The sequence below is a fragment of the Actinopolymorpha rutila genome (assembly GCF_013407855.1).
Classification (GTDB): domain Bacteria; phylum Actinomycetota; class Actinomycetes; order Propionibacteriales; family Actinopolymorphaceae; genus Actinopolymorpha; species Actinopolymorpha rutila.
Genome location: NZ_JACBZH010000001.1, coordinates 575,635 through 587,582 on the forward strand (window position 1 = coordinate 575,635; position 11,948 = coordinate 587,582).

Sequence of the window (11,948 nt, forward strand, 5' to 3'; positions counted from 1 at the left end):
ACTTGAATTTCTCGAGGGCAGCGCATACGGTTAAGTGCATGCTTAACCATGCGGCTGCGGACGAGGTGTTCCACGCCCTCGCCGATGCCAACCGGCGGGCGATCATCGAGCGCCTGACCCGTGGCCCGGCCACGGTGAGCGAGCTGGCCCGCTTCCTCGGCGTGACGGTCGCGGCCACGGTGCAGCATCTGCAGGTGCTGCAGGCGAGCGAGCTGGTTCGGTCGGAGAAGGCCGGACGGGTCCGCACCTGTCAGCTCGACCCATCCGGCCTGCGGCGTGCGGAGGAGTGGCTGCGCCTACGGCGAACCACGTGGGAGGACCGCCTCGACCGCCTCGGCGACGTCCTCGGCGAGGGCGTGGACGGGCACACCTCAACCCCGAACGACACCCCTGAGGAGACCAGATCATGACCGAGCACTCGGTGAAACACAGCACGTTCACGCTGGAGCGGACCTACTCCGCCCCACCCGCGAAGGTGTTCGCGGCATGGGCCGATCGCGACACGAAGGCGAAGTGGTTCGCGGCCCACGACTCCGCGTACACCCTCGACTTCCGCGTCGGCGGCGCCGAAGCGGCCCACGGACGCACCGACGACGGAGCGGAGATCGTCGCCGAGTCGGTCTACCGCGACATCCTCACCGGCGAGCGCATTGTCTACACCACTCTGCTGTACGGCCGCGGCGTGCTGGCGACCGTGTCGGTGACCACCGTGGAGTTCGTCTCCGAAGGCACGGGCACGCAGCTCGTACTCACCGAACAGGGCACCTTCCTCGACGACCAGGAACATCCCGAATGGCGTGAGCAGGGCACCGGCAACTGGCTGGACGCGCTCGGCCGCGAACTCGGCGAGGCGTGACGGCTCGCCACGCCCCACCTCACCGCACACGACAGCCAGGGGAGCCCACCATGACCACAGCGCACAAGGCGAACGACCCGACCGCCGAAGCCGAGATCCGCGAACTGCTCGAGACCCGCACCCGGGCACTCGCCGGGAAGGACGCCGCCACGCTGGTCGCCGCGAACGACGCGGCTGTCGTGGTGTTCGACGCCGTAGCGCCCTTCGTGCATCGTGGCGCCGAGACGGCGGCTCGCAAGCAGGAGTGGCTCGCGGCGTACCGCACCGGCATCGGCCACCAGATCCGCGACCTGGAGATCTCCGCGGACGCCGACGTCGCCTTCTGCCACTTCCTGGTCCGAATCAGCGGCACCATGGTCGACGGCACCGAAGTCGGCATGTGGGTGCGCGCGACCACCTGTCTTCGCAGGCGCGACGACGGCTGGAAGATCGTCCACGAACACGCCTCGGTGCCCTTCGACGCCGAAACCGGCGAGTCGGTGGTGACCGGCGACCTACCGGGGTGAGAGCGCGGACGAGTACACCGAGGAGAAGTGGAGCGCCTTCTCGGCCTTGGAGCGGAGTATCGGGTCGGTCTCGTCCCGGAGCACCCGGCGGAACGCCCGGAGGATGCGTGGCTCCATCGGGTTCTTCCACATCATCAGTCCGGCGGCGGCTCGCCGGACCCGCAGGCTCCGGTCGCCGCGGAGCTTCCCCAGGACGACGCCCACGACGTCGATCGGGAAGCAGGCGGAGTCGTCCGGCTTGCAGGCCTCGCAGGCGAGGGTGTGCAGAGCCGCCTGGCGGACCTTCTTGTTCCGGTCCTCGACCGCGGCCAGCATGCGGTTGGCGATGGTGGTGTCGAGCTCGTGGTGGTCGAGTAGCCGGCAGGCCCAGTAGCGCACCGCCGGGTCGGGGTCGCTGACCGCCTCGAGGAGGGCGGCGCGATCCAGCTGGGCGAGCCGATCCCGGGGACTGTCCATGGCTTCCTCCGGAGGAGAGGGTCCGGGGCGAAAGAAAGGCCGCCCCGCCGAACTTCACACCAGGACCGAGGTCCTGAGTCGCTCCATCCGACGGGGTCGGCGCGGTCGACGCTACGACCGGGCCGGCCGGCATGGCAACGCATTTGTTCACACCGCGGCAGGGACTCGTCACCAACCGGCCACCGCTGGATCGGTCGCCGTTGGCGACAGGTGCACCGACCGCGCCGATGCGGCCCGGCGGACTGAAGGCCGTCGAGCACGTCGTCGTACTCATGCAGGAGAACCGGTCGTTCGACCACTACTTCGGTACGATGCGCGGAGTCCGCGGGTACGGCGACCGCACGCCGCTGGTGCTGCCGAGCGGGCGGCCGGTGTCGCATCAGCCGCGACCCGGCGGCGGGGAGGTGCTGCCGTTCTCGGTACGGGAGGGTGCCGAACGCGCGCACCGCGACCCGTCCGACATCCAGTACCTCGACCCTTCGGCTGCGGGCGCTGGACCACGGTGACACCGACCAGACGCTCAGGCTGGCCGCCAGGGACCGGCGGGTGGTCGACTGGCCGACCGACGACGGGTGGTACGACATCGAGGTGCAGGCGGTGGAGGACCCGACGTTCCGCCGCCGGCTCGTCGGCCGGATCGAGGACGGACGGGCGGGGCGAACCGCCTGACCGACGGGGCCTGACCTATGCAGGACGAGCCGGTTCACCGAGAGTGCACGCGTGACTAGGGTCGAGTTCCATGCGCGACGACGACGGCGCGGCCGGCAGGTTCCACACCGACGGCCCCACGCGCCGCCGGGTGCTCGCGGGTGTCACCGGGCTGGGACTGACCACGCTCGTCGGGGCCGCGCAGGACCCGGCGGTGGCCGCGACCGCGACCGCGAAGGTCGCATCCGGCGCCACTGCGAAACCGCCGCCACCCACGACCGAACTGCTCGCCGTGTCCGGGCCGGGGCAGCCGCGCTGGCTGTCGGTGCCGATGAGCCGGATCGTCGTCAATCCGTACGACTTCAACCAGACCAGCAGTGAGGTGGAGCAGAACAGCGGGCCGGAACTCCCGTTGTCGGTCGGCTACTACGCCCACAACCAGGCGATCCGGGTGCCGTCGCTGCTGAGCCTGTACGTTCGGCCCGCCGGGGAGCCGGACCCGAAGCCACCCGCGGTGGTCTTCGCCGACGACTTCGACGACCTCTCACCGCAGTGGAGTGCGGAGCCGGGTGTCGTGGCCACCACTGCCAACTCGCGGTTGACGATGACGCTTCCGGACTCCGCGCCCAATCCGTGGGGCGCGTTGTCGAGGACGCTGACCGTGGACGTCGACGCGTACCCGGTCGTGACCGTGGACGTCACCAGCGTCGCCGGAGCGTGGGCGCTGAAGGTGAACGAGGGTGACGCGCCGGTCGACACGGTGGTCCAGGGAGACACGACGGCGACCGGGACGTTCTCCTACGACCTTCGCAAGGTCACCGGGTGGTCGGGCACCAGGACGTTCAGCCTGCGGCTGTTCGTCGTACAGAAGAACGCACCGCTGGTCGTGGACCGGATCGCGGTGCAGGCGGAGCCGACCTCGTGGCTCGAACCCGCGAAGGACTTCACCACCACGTGGCGGCCGCAGGCACTGGAGTTCTCCGCGCACTACGCCTCCGGTGGCGGCGTGCGCGGGCGGGACCAGTTCCACGACGCGGCGAGCCTCACCCGGGTGCTGGCCGTGAGTGATGTCGCCGGCGGCGGCAGGAAGCTGACGCTGGCCGGGCGCTTCTCCGGGGAGATCGCGCTCGACGGGCGGGGAGTGCTGACGGTGCGCGGTGACGCGTTCGGCTACTCGCTCACGCTCGGACGCGAAACGCGGGTGCGCTACTACGCCGACGAGACCGACCTGCGCGCCGGCGGACCCGAACTCGACGCGCCGCCGCCGAGTGGGTACTGGGGCGTGGAGGTTCCGGCCCGGGACCTCACCGTCGGCATCGGTTTCGCCTACGCCGGTGAGGGTTCGGCACGCTCGGCGCAACGCGCACTTGACGCGGCCCGGCCGGACGCGGCGGACAGGGACCAGGCCCGCTGGACGGCGTACTGGAACGCCGAGCTCGAACGGGTCCCGCGCCCACGCGACTTCACCCTGCCCGGCGTACCGGCCGATGGCGTCGGGCCGGACGACGTGACCGCGACCTACTACCGAGCCTGGCACTTCCTCGCCGCGAACACCCTGCCCGAGGCGCCCGAGGTCGGCTACCACCACCCGCAGGTCGCCACCGGCAAACCGTCGATGTGGAACTACGGTGCCGAAGGAGCTCGCCCGTCGGCCAGCTGGGACAGCCTGCTCGGTATCCAGTACCTCGGCTACCTGCGGCCCGACGTCGCCTGGTCGTCGTTCGAGGGCCTGATGTCGCTGGTGGACGGCGACGGCAAGCTCGGCGGGGAGAGCCTGCCCAGCCGCAAGGCGCAGACGGCGTGGATGCTGTACTCGGTGACCGGGGACCGTGCTCGTCTGGCGGGGATCTACGCCGACCTGCGGCGGTATCTGCTGTGGGCACAGGAGAATCCGCGGTGGATCTTCGGTGACCACGACATCCCCGACGAGCGCGACGCGGAGTTCGTCGTCTCGCTGATCGTCGACTTCGGGTACGCCGAGCGGATCGCGGCGGTCGTCGGCGAGACCGGTGACGTCGCCTTCTGGCGTACCCGCAAGGAGCAGTTGACACGGGACTACGGGAGCTGGTTCTTCCCGGCGGACGGTCCCTCGCCCACGCTGCAGTACCACTACGTCGAGGGCAGCCACGCCGACAGCCCTGGCAACACGCTGTGGGTGTGCACCGGTCTGCATCTGCCGCAGTTGTCCGCCCGGCAGAGGGACCTGCTGGTCGCGCGGTTCCGCGCCTCGTTCTCGCCGGAGGCGACGTTGGCGGGCTTCGGCTTCCCCGACGTGAAGGCGCCCGACGTCACCTACACGACGTACGGCCTGCTGGAGAACGGCCTGACCGCCGAGGCGGACGCGTTCGTGCAGGCGAACATCCGCGACATCGTGCGAGCCGGTTCGTTCGCCGAGGTGTACGACGACCCGCCGGGCGGCCCGGTGGGCACCGGTGTCCGGCCGTCGATGTTCGGCGCGGTGAACCTGGTCGACTTCGTGTGGCTGCGCAACGGCTGCCGTGCCGACGACGGGGCGCCGGTGTTCGTTCGCCTGTCGGGCGAGGCGGACGGTGGGGTGTCCGGGCTGACCTACCAGGGGCGGAGGTTCGACGTGGAGGTCGACGGTGCCGCCGGGTTCATCCTGCTGTCCGGTGCAGCGATAGCCGGTTCGTCCCGGTGCCGGCGGCTGTCGGCGCCGGTCGGCGTCTCCGTTCCCCTTCCGGAGGACTGCGCCCGGTGAGTGAGATCGGCCGGCGGCCGGGGTTCGGCATCCGCCATCCGGAGCTGCTCGCTCTCCTCGAACGGCACTCCCCGGCGGCCACGGTGGACGAGGTGTGGGCCGACGGAACGCTTCCGTTGCGGGTGTCCGCCTACCTCGGGGTTGCTCCCGTTCCGGAGCTGGTGAGCTCGATCCGGTGTGTGGTGCGGGTGGACGGCCGGTTCGTGGTGTGCCGGATTCCCGGCGAGCTCCACGTACTTCCCGGTGGCCGGCCCGAGCCCGGTGAGACGCCGCCGCGGACCGCGGTCCGTGAGGTGTACGAGGAGACCGGCTGGCACCTGGACCCGGAGTCCCTTGTCCCGCTGGGCTTTCTGCATCTGCGACGGCTCGTGGACGCTCCGCCTGGCCATCCCTATCCGCATCCGGACTTCCTGCAGCTGGTCTACTCCGGTGTCGCGAGGACCCGGGCGGTGGACGCGGACGAGGACTGGGCCGACCTCGACGGGTGGGAGCTCGGGACCTTCCTCGCCGACGCCGAGGAGGTCGTCAAGCTGGGCTTGCCGCCGATCTCTCTCGCGTTCGTCGACGCCGCCCTGCAGGTCGAGCGAACCTGACCTTTCGAGCGCGGAAGTCACCGCCGGTCGAGCAGGAGCGGAAGCGCCCGTACGCCGGTGAGGTTCGGCGAGGGCAGGAACGTCGGCGGCTCGTCCGGGTCGGTCCGCAGGTGCGGGAACCGGTCCAGCAGGATGTTCAGCGCCACCCGGCCCTCCAGTCGGGCCAGCGGAGCCCCGATGCAGAAGTGGATGCCGCGCCCGAACGCCAGGTGCGGGTTGGGGTCGCGGCCGGGGTCGAAGACGTTCGGGTCGGTGAACTGCCGTGGGTCCCGGTTGGCCGCGGCCAGCACCACCATGATCATCTGCCCGGCCGGGATCCGGGCCCCACCCACCTCGACGTCGGTGTTCGTCACCCTCGCGAGGGCGGCGAACGGGCTGAGGAACCGCAGCGACTCCTCGATGGTCGCCGGGACCAGGGTCCGGTCGGCGCGTACTCGCCCGGCGACGTCCGGGTGGGCGTCCAGGCACAGCACCGTGTTGCCGAGCAGCATCGTGGTGGTGATGTGCCCGGCGATCAGCAGCACGTTGGCGAAGTTGACCACGGCCGCGTCGCTGAGCCGCTCGCCGTCCACCTCGGCCTCCACGAGCTTGGTGAGCAGGTCCTCACGTGGGCACCGGCGGCGCTCGGCGGCGTGCTCGCCGAGGTAGTCGGTGAGGTGGTGCAACTGCTCGAACGCCCGATCCATGGCGCGCTGCTGCTGCTCACTCGGCTCGACGAGGGAGAACTGCTCGGAGCTGCTGAACGCGCCGTCCACCCACTGCTTGAACAGGTGCCGGTCGCTGCTGGGAACGCCGAGGAGTTCGGCGATCACGATGACCGGGAGCGGATAGGCGAGGTCGGCGACCAGCTCCATCCGGTCGGCCTCCGCCCGGTCGGCTGTCCGGTCGGCCTCCGCCCGGTCGGCTGTCCGGTCTGCCTCCGCCCGGTCGAGGAGATCGTTGGTGAGATCGGCGATGCGGGGTTCGAGATCGGCCACGACCTTCGGCGTGAACGCCCGGCTGACCAGCTTGCGGAGCTTGTGGTGCTCCGGCGGGTCCATCGTCGGCAGGTTCCCCTCGACGAAATCCTTGCGGGGTACGAACCGGCTGGCGTCGGATGAGAACGTCCGCGGGTCGGCGAGGATACGTACCGCTTCCGGATACCCGTACACCTTCCAGTACCCGAGCCTGTCGGCGTACTCCACCAGCGCCGGCGGCGCCTGCCCCCGTAGCCAGAACTGGTCCGGATGGGTCGCCCAGGTCTGCGTGACTGTGGTCATCGTTCCCCCGGATGTGCTGCTCCCCGCTGGCCGTCACTCGCCCGTCGTCCGGACGGCCTCCCACCAGCGTCCGCCATCGACCCGCGGTGGTCAACGGCCGCCAGTCCCCGCCGGCCGGACCCAGCCCGAACCCCGCGGGAACCTGTCCGAATCCCAGTCCGAACCCTGAACGACGCTTGACAATCCCGGCGTCCCCGCGACACGTTGCGCATAAGGCGTAACCAGAACAGATACGGCGGCGTGCGGTGTGCGGGGCAGCACGCGGGTCGCGCCGGCGCGGACAGGGTCAGGAGATCCTCAGCATGCTGACGCAGGAGCAGGTGGCGCGCTTTCGCGCCGACGGGTTCGTGAAGGGTTCGCGGGCGCTCGACGACGCCGAGGTCGACGAGCTGCGTGCGGAGATGGAACGCGTCATCGACCAGCGCGACCGCACCGACGTGCCGAAGCCGGTCCAGCTCGCCAACCTCGGGACCGACGAGCGGCCCATCTGGCAGATCGTGAACATCTGGCAGGCCAGCCCGGCGTTCGACCGGCTGATCCACAACCCGAAGATCACCGAGGAGCTGGCCCAGCTCAGCGGAGCGGGGGAGCTGCGCGTCTGGCACGACCAGATCCAGTACAAGCCGGCCGAGCAGGGCGGGCTGCTGCACTGGCACCAGGACGCCCCGCTGTGGCCGGTCCTGACGCCGGACACGCAGGTCACGGCCTGGGTCGCGCTGGACGATGTGGACGAGTCCAACGGCTGCATGAGCATGGTGCGTGGCTCCCATCTGTGGGGTGACCAGATGGACTTCCTCCGGCGCACCGAGGACGACCCGGCTCTGCCCGAGACGTACGAAGGGAACCCGGTCGAGGTGGTCCTGCGCCCGGTCGCCAAGGGCGAGGTGCACTTCCACCACTCGCTGACCTGGCACGGTTCCCACGGCAACACCAGCAACCGCCCCCGTCGGGCGATCGCGATGCACGTGATGGGCGACGACACCCGCTACGTCGCCGGCGGCGAGCACGTCATGAAGAAGTTCGTCACCGTCGGCGACGGCGAGCTGATGACCGACGACGCGTTCCCGGTCGTATGGTCACGCGCGACGCGGTCGGCATCGCGGTAGGACGGCCGGCACGCCGGCAAATCTGCCCCTCCGTAGCCGCCTCCTGACGGGGCGCCGAGCCCTTGTCCGTTCCCGGATAAGGGTTCCGCCCCGTCCGGGGCGGTGTGGAAGGGTCGTCTGCGGAAACGACATTCCGTACCGCTGGGAGGCATGGACGTGAGCAGGCTGAAGGTCGCTGTGGTCGGCTGTGGAGGTGCGGCGACCGGGCACGCGCTGGCGCTGGCCAACCTGGCCGACTTCGAGATCGTGGCGCTGGTCGACCCGAGTGAGCGAAACCTCGCGAGCTTCCGCACCCGGGTGCCCGCCGTCGCCGACGTGCCGGCGTACGACGACGTGGAGGCGATGTACGACGCGGGGGTCGAGGTGGAGGCGCTCACCGTGGTGACCCCGCACACCCTGCACCACCCGATCGTGCTCGGGGCGATCAAGCGCAACCTGCACGTGCTGTGCGAGAAGCCGCTCACCTGCGACCCGGCGCACGCGCGGGAGATCGAGTCCGCCGCGGCGACCGCCGGGGTGACGGTGATGGTGCGCTACCAGCGGCGGTTCGACCCGGCGTACCGCTACATGCGTGAGGTCATCGCCTCCGGTGGGCTCGGCGAGCTGCGGTCGATCATGGTTTCCGTCGGCCAGCGCTGGCTGACGAACACCAAGGGAACCTGGCGGCAGGACCCGGCCCTGTCCGGCGGCGGCATGCTGATGGACAGCGGCTCCCACCTGGCCGACATGCTGTTGTGGCTGGTCGGCAAGCCGGTGGAGACCGTCTCGGCGCTCGTCGACAACGCCGGGTCGCCGGTGGACATCAACACCGCCGCGACGGTGTCGTTCGCCGGTGGCGTGCAGGGGCAGTTGCACGTGGTGGGCGACCTGGCCACCACCTGGATGGAGAACGTCGCCGTCTCCGGCACGAACGGCCTGCTGCGGTACGAGGCAGACCCGCAGCACCCGTGGCGTACCGGCCGGGTGGTGCACTACCGCGACGGTGAGCTCGTGCAGCCGGTGAACCTCCCGGAGCCCCCTGAGATCCACGAGGCCCTGCTGGCCACGATCCGCGGCGAGGCCGTCAACGAGGCACCGCCCGCCGCCGGGATCGCGGTGGCCGAGCTGAGCGAGGCGATCTACCGTTCAGCCGGCCAGGGCGGCGCCCGGGTCTCGGTCCGCTGACACCTGCCTGATCCGCGCACCGCGCGCGACGACGACCAGCCCACCCGGCCAGAACCTGGAGCCAGAACTCTGGCCGGAACACGCCGGTTGTCGTTGCGCGCGGCTGTGTCGGGGCATAGACCGGTGGAGCGGGGCGACCACCGTCCCGTATGGGGAGGTGCGGGATGAGCGACCTGGAAACAGACTTCACCGGTGCCGTGAAGGCGGTGTCCGCGCTCGGCGCGGACCCGGGCAACGACGTCAAGTTGCGGCTGTACGCGTTGTACAAGCAGGCGACGATCGGGAACGTGGACGGCAAGCGGCCCGGCTTCACCAACCCGGTCGGGCGGGCCAAGCACGACGCGTGGGCCTCGGTGAGCGGGATGAGCTCGGGCGAGGCCAAGCGGGCGTACGTCGACCTCGCCGCGGAGCTGACCCCCTGAGCCGACGAGGAGTACGCGATGACTGGCGCCGGGCGGGTCGCCCTGGTCACCGGGGGCGCTAGCGGTATCGGGCTGGCGACGGCCCGGCGGCTGGCCGGCGGCGGTGACCGCGTCGTCATCGTCGACCGCCGCGCGGAGGCCGGGGAACAGGCCCGGGACGCGTTGCGCGCGGAGGGTCTGGACGTCACCTTCGCAGCCGCCGACGTCACCGTCGAGGAGGACGTCGTAAGCGCGGTGCGCGCGGCCGAGGAGCAGGTCGGCCCGGTCGACGTCCTGGTCAACAACGCCGGGATCTTCGAGCCGGTGCGGTTCGTCGAGGCGCCGACGCCGGTCTGGCACCGTACATTCGACGTGCTGGTGAAGGGCGCCTACTTCTTCTCCCGGGAGGTCGCTGCCCGGATGGTCGCCCGCGGCACCGGCGGCGTCATCGTGAACGTCTCCTCGATCAACGGCAACCGGGGACTGGCGGAGTCCAGCCACTACAACGCCGGCAAGGGCGCGGTCGACCAGCTCACCCGGTGCCTCGCGCTCGAACTCGCCGACCACGGCATCCGGGTGAACGCGGTCGCGCCGGGCTTCGTGGACACCCCGATGTCGGTCGTGGACGGGGAGAACGAACTGGAGAGCGAGGAGTTCCAGTCTTTCTACGTCCGCGGCGGGCGCATCCCGATGCGCCGTGCCGGTACGGCCGCCGAGGTGGCCGAGGTGGTGGCGTTCCTCGCCTCGCCGGCCGCGGCGTACGTGTGCGGCGCGATCGTCCCGGTCGACGGCGGCCTCGCCGTGACCTTCTAGCGGACGGTAGGTCCCGAACCCTTGGCGGACGGCAGTGTCGGACCGGTGAAGCCGAAGCTGACCACGGGGTCGATGCCGCCGGTGCGGATGCGGTCCAGCACGAACAACTCGTGGGGAACGACCGGATCGGGCAGGTCGTCCAGCGGGAACCACCGCAGGTCGGCGGCCTTGTCCGGCTCGACCAGGTGCGGCTCGCCGGTCCAGGTGCGGCACTGGAGGAAGAAGTCGACCCGCTCGTCGATCGGGTCACCGGTGCGGCCGGTGCGATGCATGGCGGTGAGCGGGGTGAGGTCGGCCGGGTCGATCTTCACCGCCAGCTCCTCCTGGGCCTCCCGGCACGCCGCCTCGAACACCGACTCGCCGGCCTCGACGTGCCCGGCCGCGGCCATCGCCCAGTGATCGTCCATGTAACCGGTGCCCTGGCGTAGCTGAAGGAGCACCTGCTCGGCACCGTCCACGGTGCGGCGGAACATCACGTACGCGGCGGGAACCACCTGGAACCGATCGGTCACCTCGACACCGTACCGGCGGGCACCCCCACGCCCGGGGATCGGTCAGCCGCCCGGCCGCAACCAGGCCGTCCACCGCATGAGTGGCACGAAGCCCATCCTGTCGTAGATCGGCCGCCCGTCGTCGCTGGCGATCAGGACGGCCGGGTGGTCGGGTTCCTCGAGGGTGGCCGCCCACGTCACCGCCGCGCCGGCTCCCCGGCCCCGCGCGGCCGGTAGCGTCGCGACGTACTCCACGAGCGTCACGCCGGCATGGCGGTGGGACGCGGCCACGGCCGCGGGTGCGCCGTCGACGAACGCGACCCACATTCGGGTGGTTTCGGTCAGGATCCCGGGCGCGAGCAGGTCGCCCGGTGCGAGCGGCTCCAGGTCCGGCATCGGATAGCCCTCGACCAGGACGCGTTCGGCGACCGCGAGACCGGCGGCGTCGCGCACCTGCCGCACCTCCACCGAGGGCGAGGCGGACGTGCTGGACGAGGTGGACGTGATGGACGCGGCCGGAGTCCGCGGCCCGGGGAAGCGGACCATCAGCGGCGGGTAGCCGAGCAGCGCCAGGCCGTACTCGCGTAGATCGGGAGTGGGCCACGGGCTCACGAGGAAGTACGGCACGGAAGGCGGCAGCATCGCCCCGACCTCCGCGAGCACCTCCGCCGGCTCGGTGAGGGGTTGGCGGAGGATCACCGGGTTGGTGAGCGCGCCGCGGTCGCCGATCCGGCCGGCCGCCCACCGAGGCTCGGACCTCCAGGGTTTCCCGGCTGTGCGGGCGACCTCCACCGACCAGGAGGCGTGGACGAGCACGGCCTGGCGCAGCAGGGTGTCGTCCGCGGGGAGATCGGGTTCCCACCCGGTCGTGAGGTGTTCGTCGGCCGGCGGGACGATCGAGGCCATGCGTTCACGATGACACAAGCGGGACGAGGT

The 11,948-nt window shown here is 70.9% G+C and carries 15 protein-coding genes; 11 read left to right on the forward strand and 4 right to left on the reverse strand.

All coding sequences use genetic code 11. The features are described 5' to 3' along the window. Nucleotides 1-38: 38 nt before the first annotated feature. From F4554_RS02420 to F4554_RS02430, 3 genes are read left to right on the forward strand one after another with little or no spacing between them, the layout of a single operon-like run. Nucleotides 39-410: an ArsR/SmtB family transcription factor gene (locus F4554_RS02420; protein ID WP_179785859.1), complete on the forward strand. Its 372-nt coding sequence runs from the start codon at nucleotides 39-41 to the stop codon at nucleotides 408-410. Continuing rightward, complete coding sequence (locus F4554_RS02425) at nucleotides 407-856, forward strand: SRPBCC family protein (protein ID WP_179785860.1); 450 nt, start codon at nucleotides 407-409, stop codon at nucleotides 854-856. The genes F4554_RS02420 and F4554_RS02425 overlap by 4 nt, the downstream gene beginning before the upstream one ends. Before the next feature lie 50 nt (nucleotides 857-906). Beyond that, on the forward strand, nucleotides 907-1,362 hold the full coding sequence (locus tag F4554_RS02430) for a YybH family protein (RefSeq protein ID WP_179785861.1): 456 nt from the start codon (nucleotides 907-909) through the stop codon (nucleotides 1,360-1,362). Here F4554_RS02430 and F4554_RS02435 read toward each other — a convergent pair. Then, the gene (locus F4554_RS02435; RefSeq protein ID WP_179785862.1) at nucleotides 1,351-1,818 is read right to left on the reverse strand and encodes a HEAT repeat domain-containing protein; all 468 of its coding nucleotides are present in this window, start codon (nucleotides 1,816-1,818) and stop codon (nucleotides 1,351-1,353) included. The two genes, F4554_RS02430 and F4554_RS02435, sit on opposite strands and share 12 nt — an antisense overlap. 131 nt (nucleotides 1,819-1,949) lie before the next feature. On the opposite strand from F4554_RS02435, the gene F4554_RS02440 reads away from it, so the two are divergent. From F4554_RS02440 to F4554_RS02450, 4 genes are all read left to right on the forward strand, one after another. Continuing rightward, complete coding sequence (locus F4554_RS02440; protein ID WP_202889106.1) at nucleotides 1,950-2,324, forward strand: alkaline phosphatase family protein; 375 nt, start codon at nucleotides 1,950-1,952, stop codon at nucleotides 2,322-2,324. Beyond that, nucleotides 2,248-2,487, forward strand: coding sequence for a phospholipase domain-containing protein (locus tag F4554_RS33425; RefSeq protein WP_337795838.1), 240 nt, complete (start codon nucleotides 2,248-2,250; stop codon nucleotides 2,485-2,487). The genes F4554_RS02440 and F4554_RS33425 overlap by 77 nt, the downstream gene beginning before the upstream one ends. A 70-nt stretch (nucleotides 2,488-2,557) precedes the next feature. Further along, nucleotides 2,558-5,185, forward strand: coding sequence for a hypothetical protein (locus F4554_RS02445; RefSeq protein ID WP_179785863.1), 2,628 nt, complete (start codon nucleotides 2,558-2,560; stop codon nucleotides 5,183-5,185). Next, nucleotides 5,182-5,778, forward strand: coding sequence for an NUDIX domain-containing protein (locus tag F4554_RS02450; protein ID WP_337795839.1), 597 nt, complete (start codon nucleotides 5,182-5,184; stop codon nucleotides 5,776-5,778). The genes F4554_RS02445 and F4554_RS02450 overlap by 4 nt, the downstream gene beginning before the upstream one ends. Before the next feature lie 17 nt (nucleotides 5,779-5,795). On the opposite strand, the gene F4554_RS02455 is transcribed toward F4554_RS02450, so the two are convergent. Beyond that, nucleotides 5,796-7,037 (reverse strand): cytochrome P450, encoded by a 1,242-nt coding sequence (locus F4554_RS02455; protein ID WP_179785864.1) that lies wholly within the window; start codon nucleotides 7,035-7,037, stop codon nucleotides 5,796-5,798. A gap of 302 nt (nucleotides 7,038-7,339) precedes the next feature. Between F4554_RS02455 and F4554_RS02460 the strand changes: the two genes are divergently transcribed. From F4554_RS02460 to F4554_RS02475, 4 genes are all read left to right on the forward strand, one after another. Continuing rightward, nucleotides 7,340-8,143, forward strand: a complete 804-nt coding sequence (locus tag F4554_RS02460) for a phytanoyl-CoA dioxygenase family protein (protein ID WP_179785865.1) — start codon at nucleotides 7,340-7,342, stop codon at nucleotides 8,141-8,143. Nucleotides 8,144-8,299: 156 nt separating this feature from the next. After that, complete coding sequence (locus F4554_RS02465) at nucleotides 8,300-9,307, forward strand: Gfo/Idh/MocA family protein (RefSeq protein WP_337795840.1); 1,008 nt, start codon at nucleotides 8,300-8,302, stop codon at nucleotides 9,305-9,307. 164 nt (nucleotides 9,308-9,471) lie between these two features. Continuing rightward, complete coding sequence (locus F4554_RS02470; protein WP_179785866.1) at nucleotides 9,472-9,729, forward strand: acyl-CoA-binding protein; 258 nt, start codon at nucleotides 9,472-9,474, stop codon at nucleotides 9,727-9,729. Between the two features lie 18 nt (nucleotides 9,730-9,747). Next, nucleotides 9,748-10,521: an SDR family NAD(P)-dependent oxidoreductase gene (locus F4554_RS02475; RefSeq protein ID WP_179785867.1), complete on the forward strand. Its 774-nt coding sequence runs from the start codon at nucleotides 9,748-9,750 to the stop codon at nucleotides 10,519-10,521. On the opposite strand, the gene F4554_RS02480 is transcribed toward F4554_RS02475, so the two are convergent. Next, a complete protein-coding gene (locus tag F4554_RS02480) occupies nucleotides 10,518-11,033 on the reverse strand; it encodes an NUDIX domain-containing protein (protein ID WP_179785868.1) in 516 nt (171 codons plus the stop codon). The genes F4554_RS02475 and F4554_RS02480 overlap by 4 nt on opposite strands. 42 nt (nucleotides 11,034-11,075) lie before the next feature. Beyond that, a complete protein-coding gene (locus F4554_RS02485) occupies nucleotides 11,076-11,918 on the reverse strand; it encodes a hypothetical protein (RefSeq protein WP_179785869.1) in 843 nt (280 codons plus the stop codon). Between the last annotated feature and the right edge of the window lie 30 nt (nucleotides 11,919-11,948).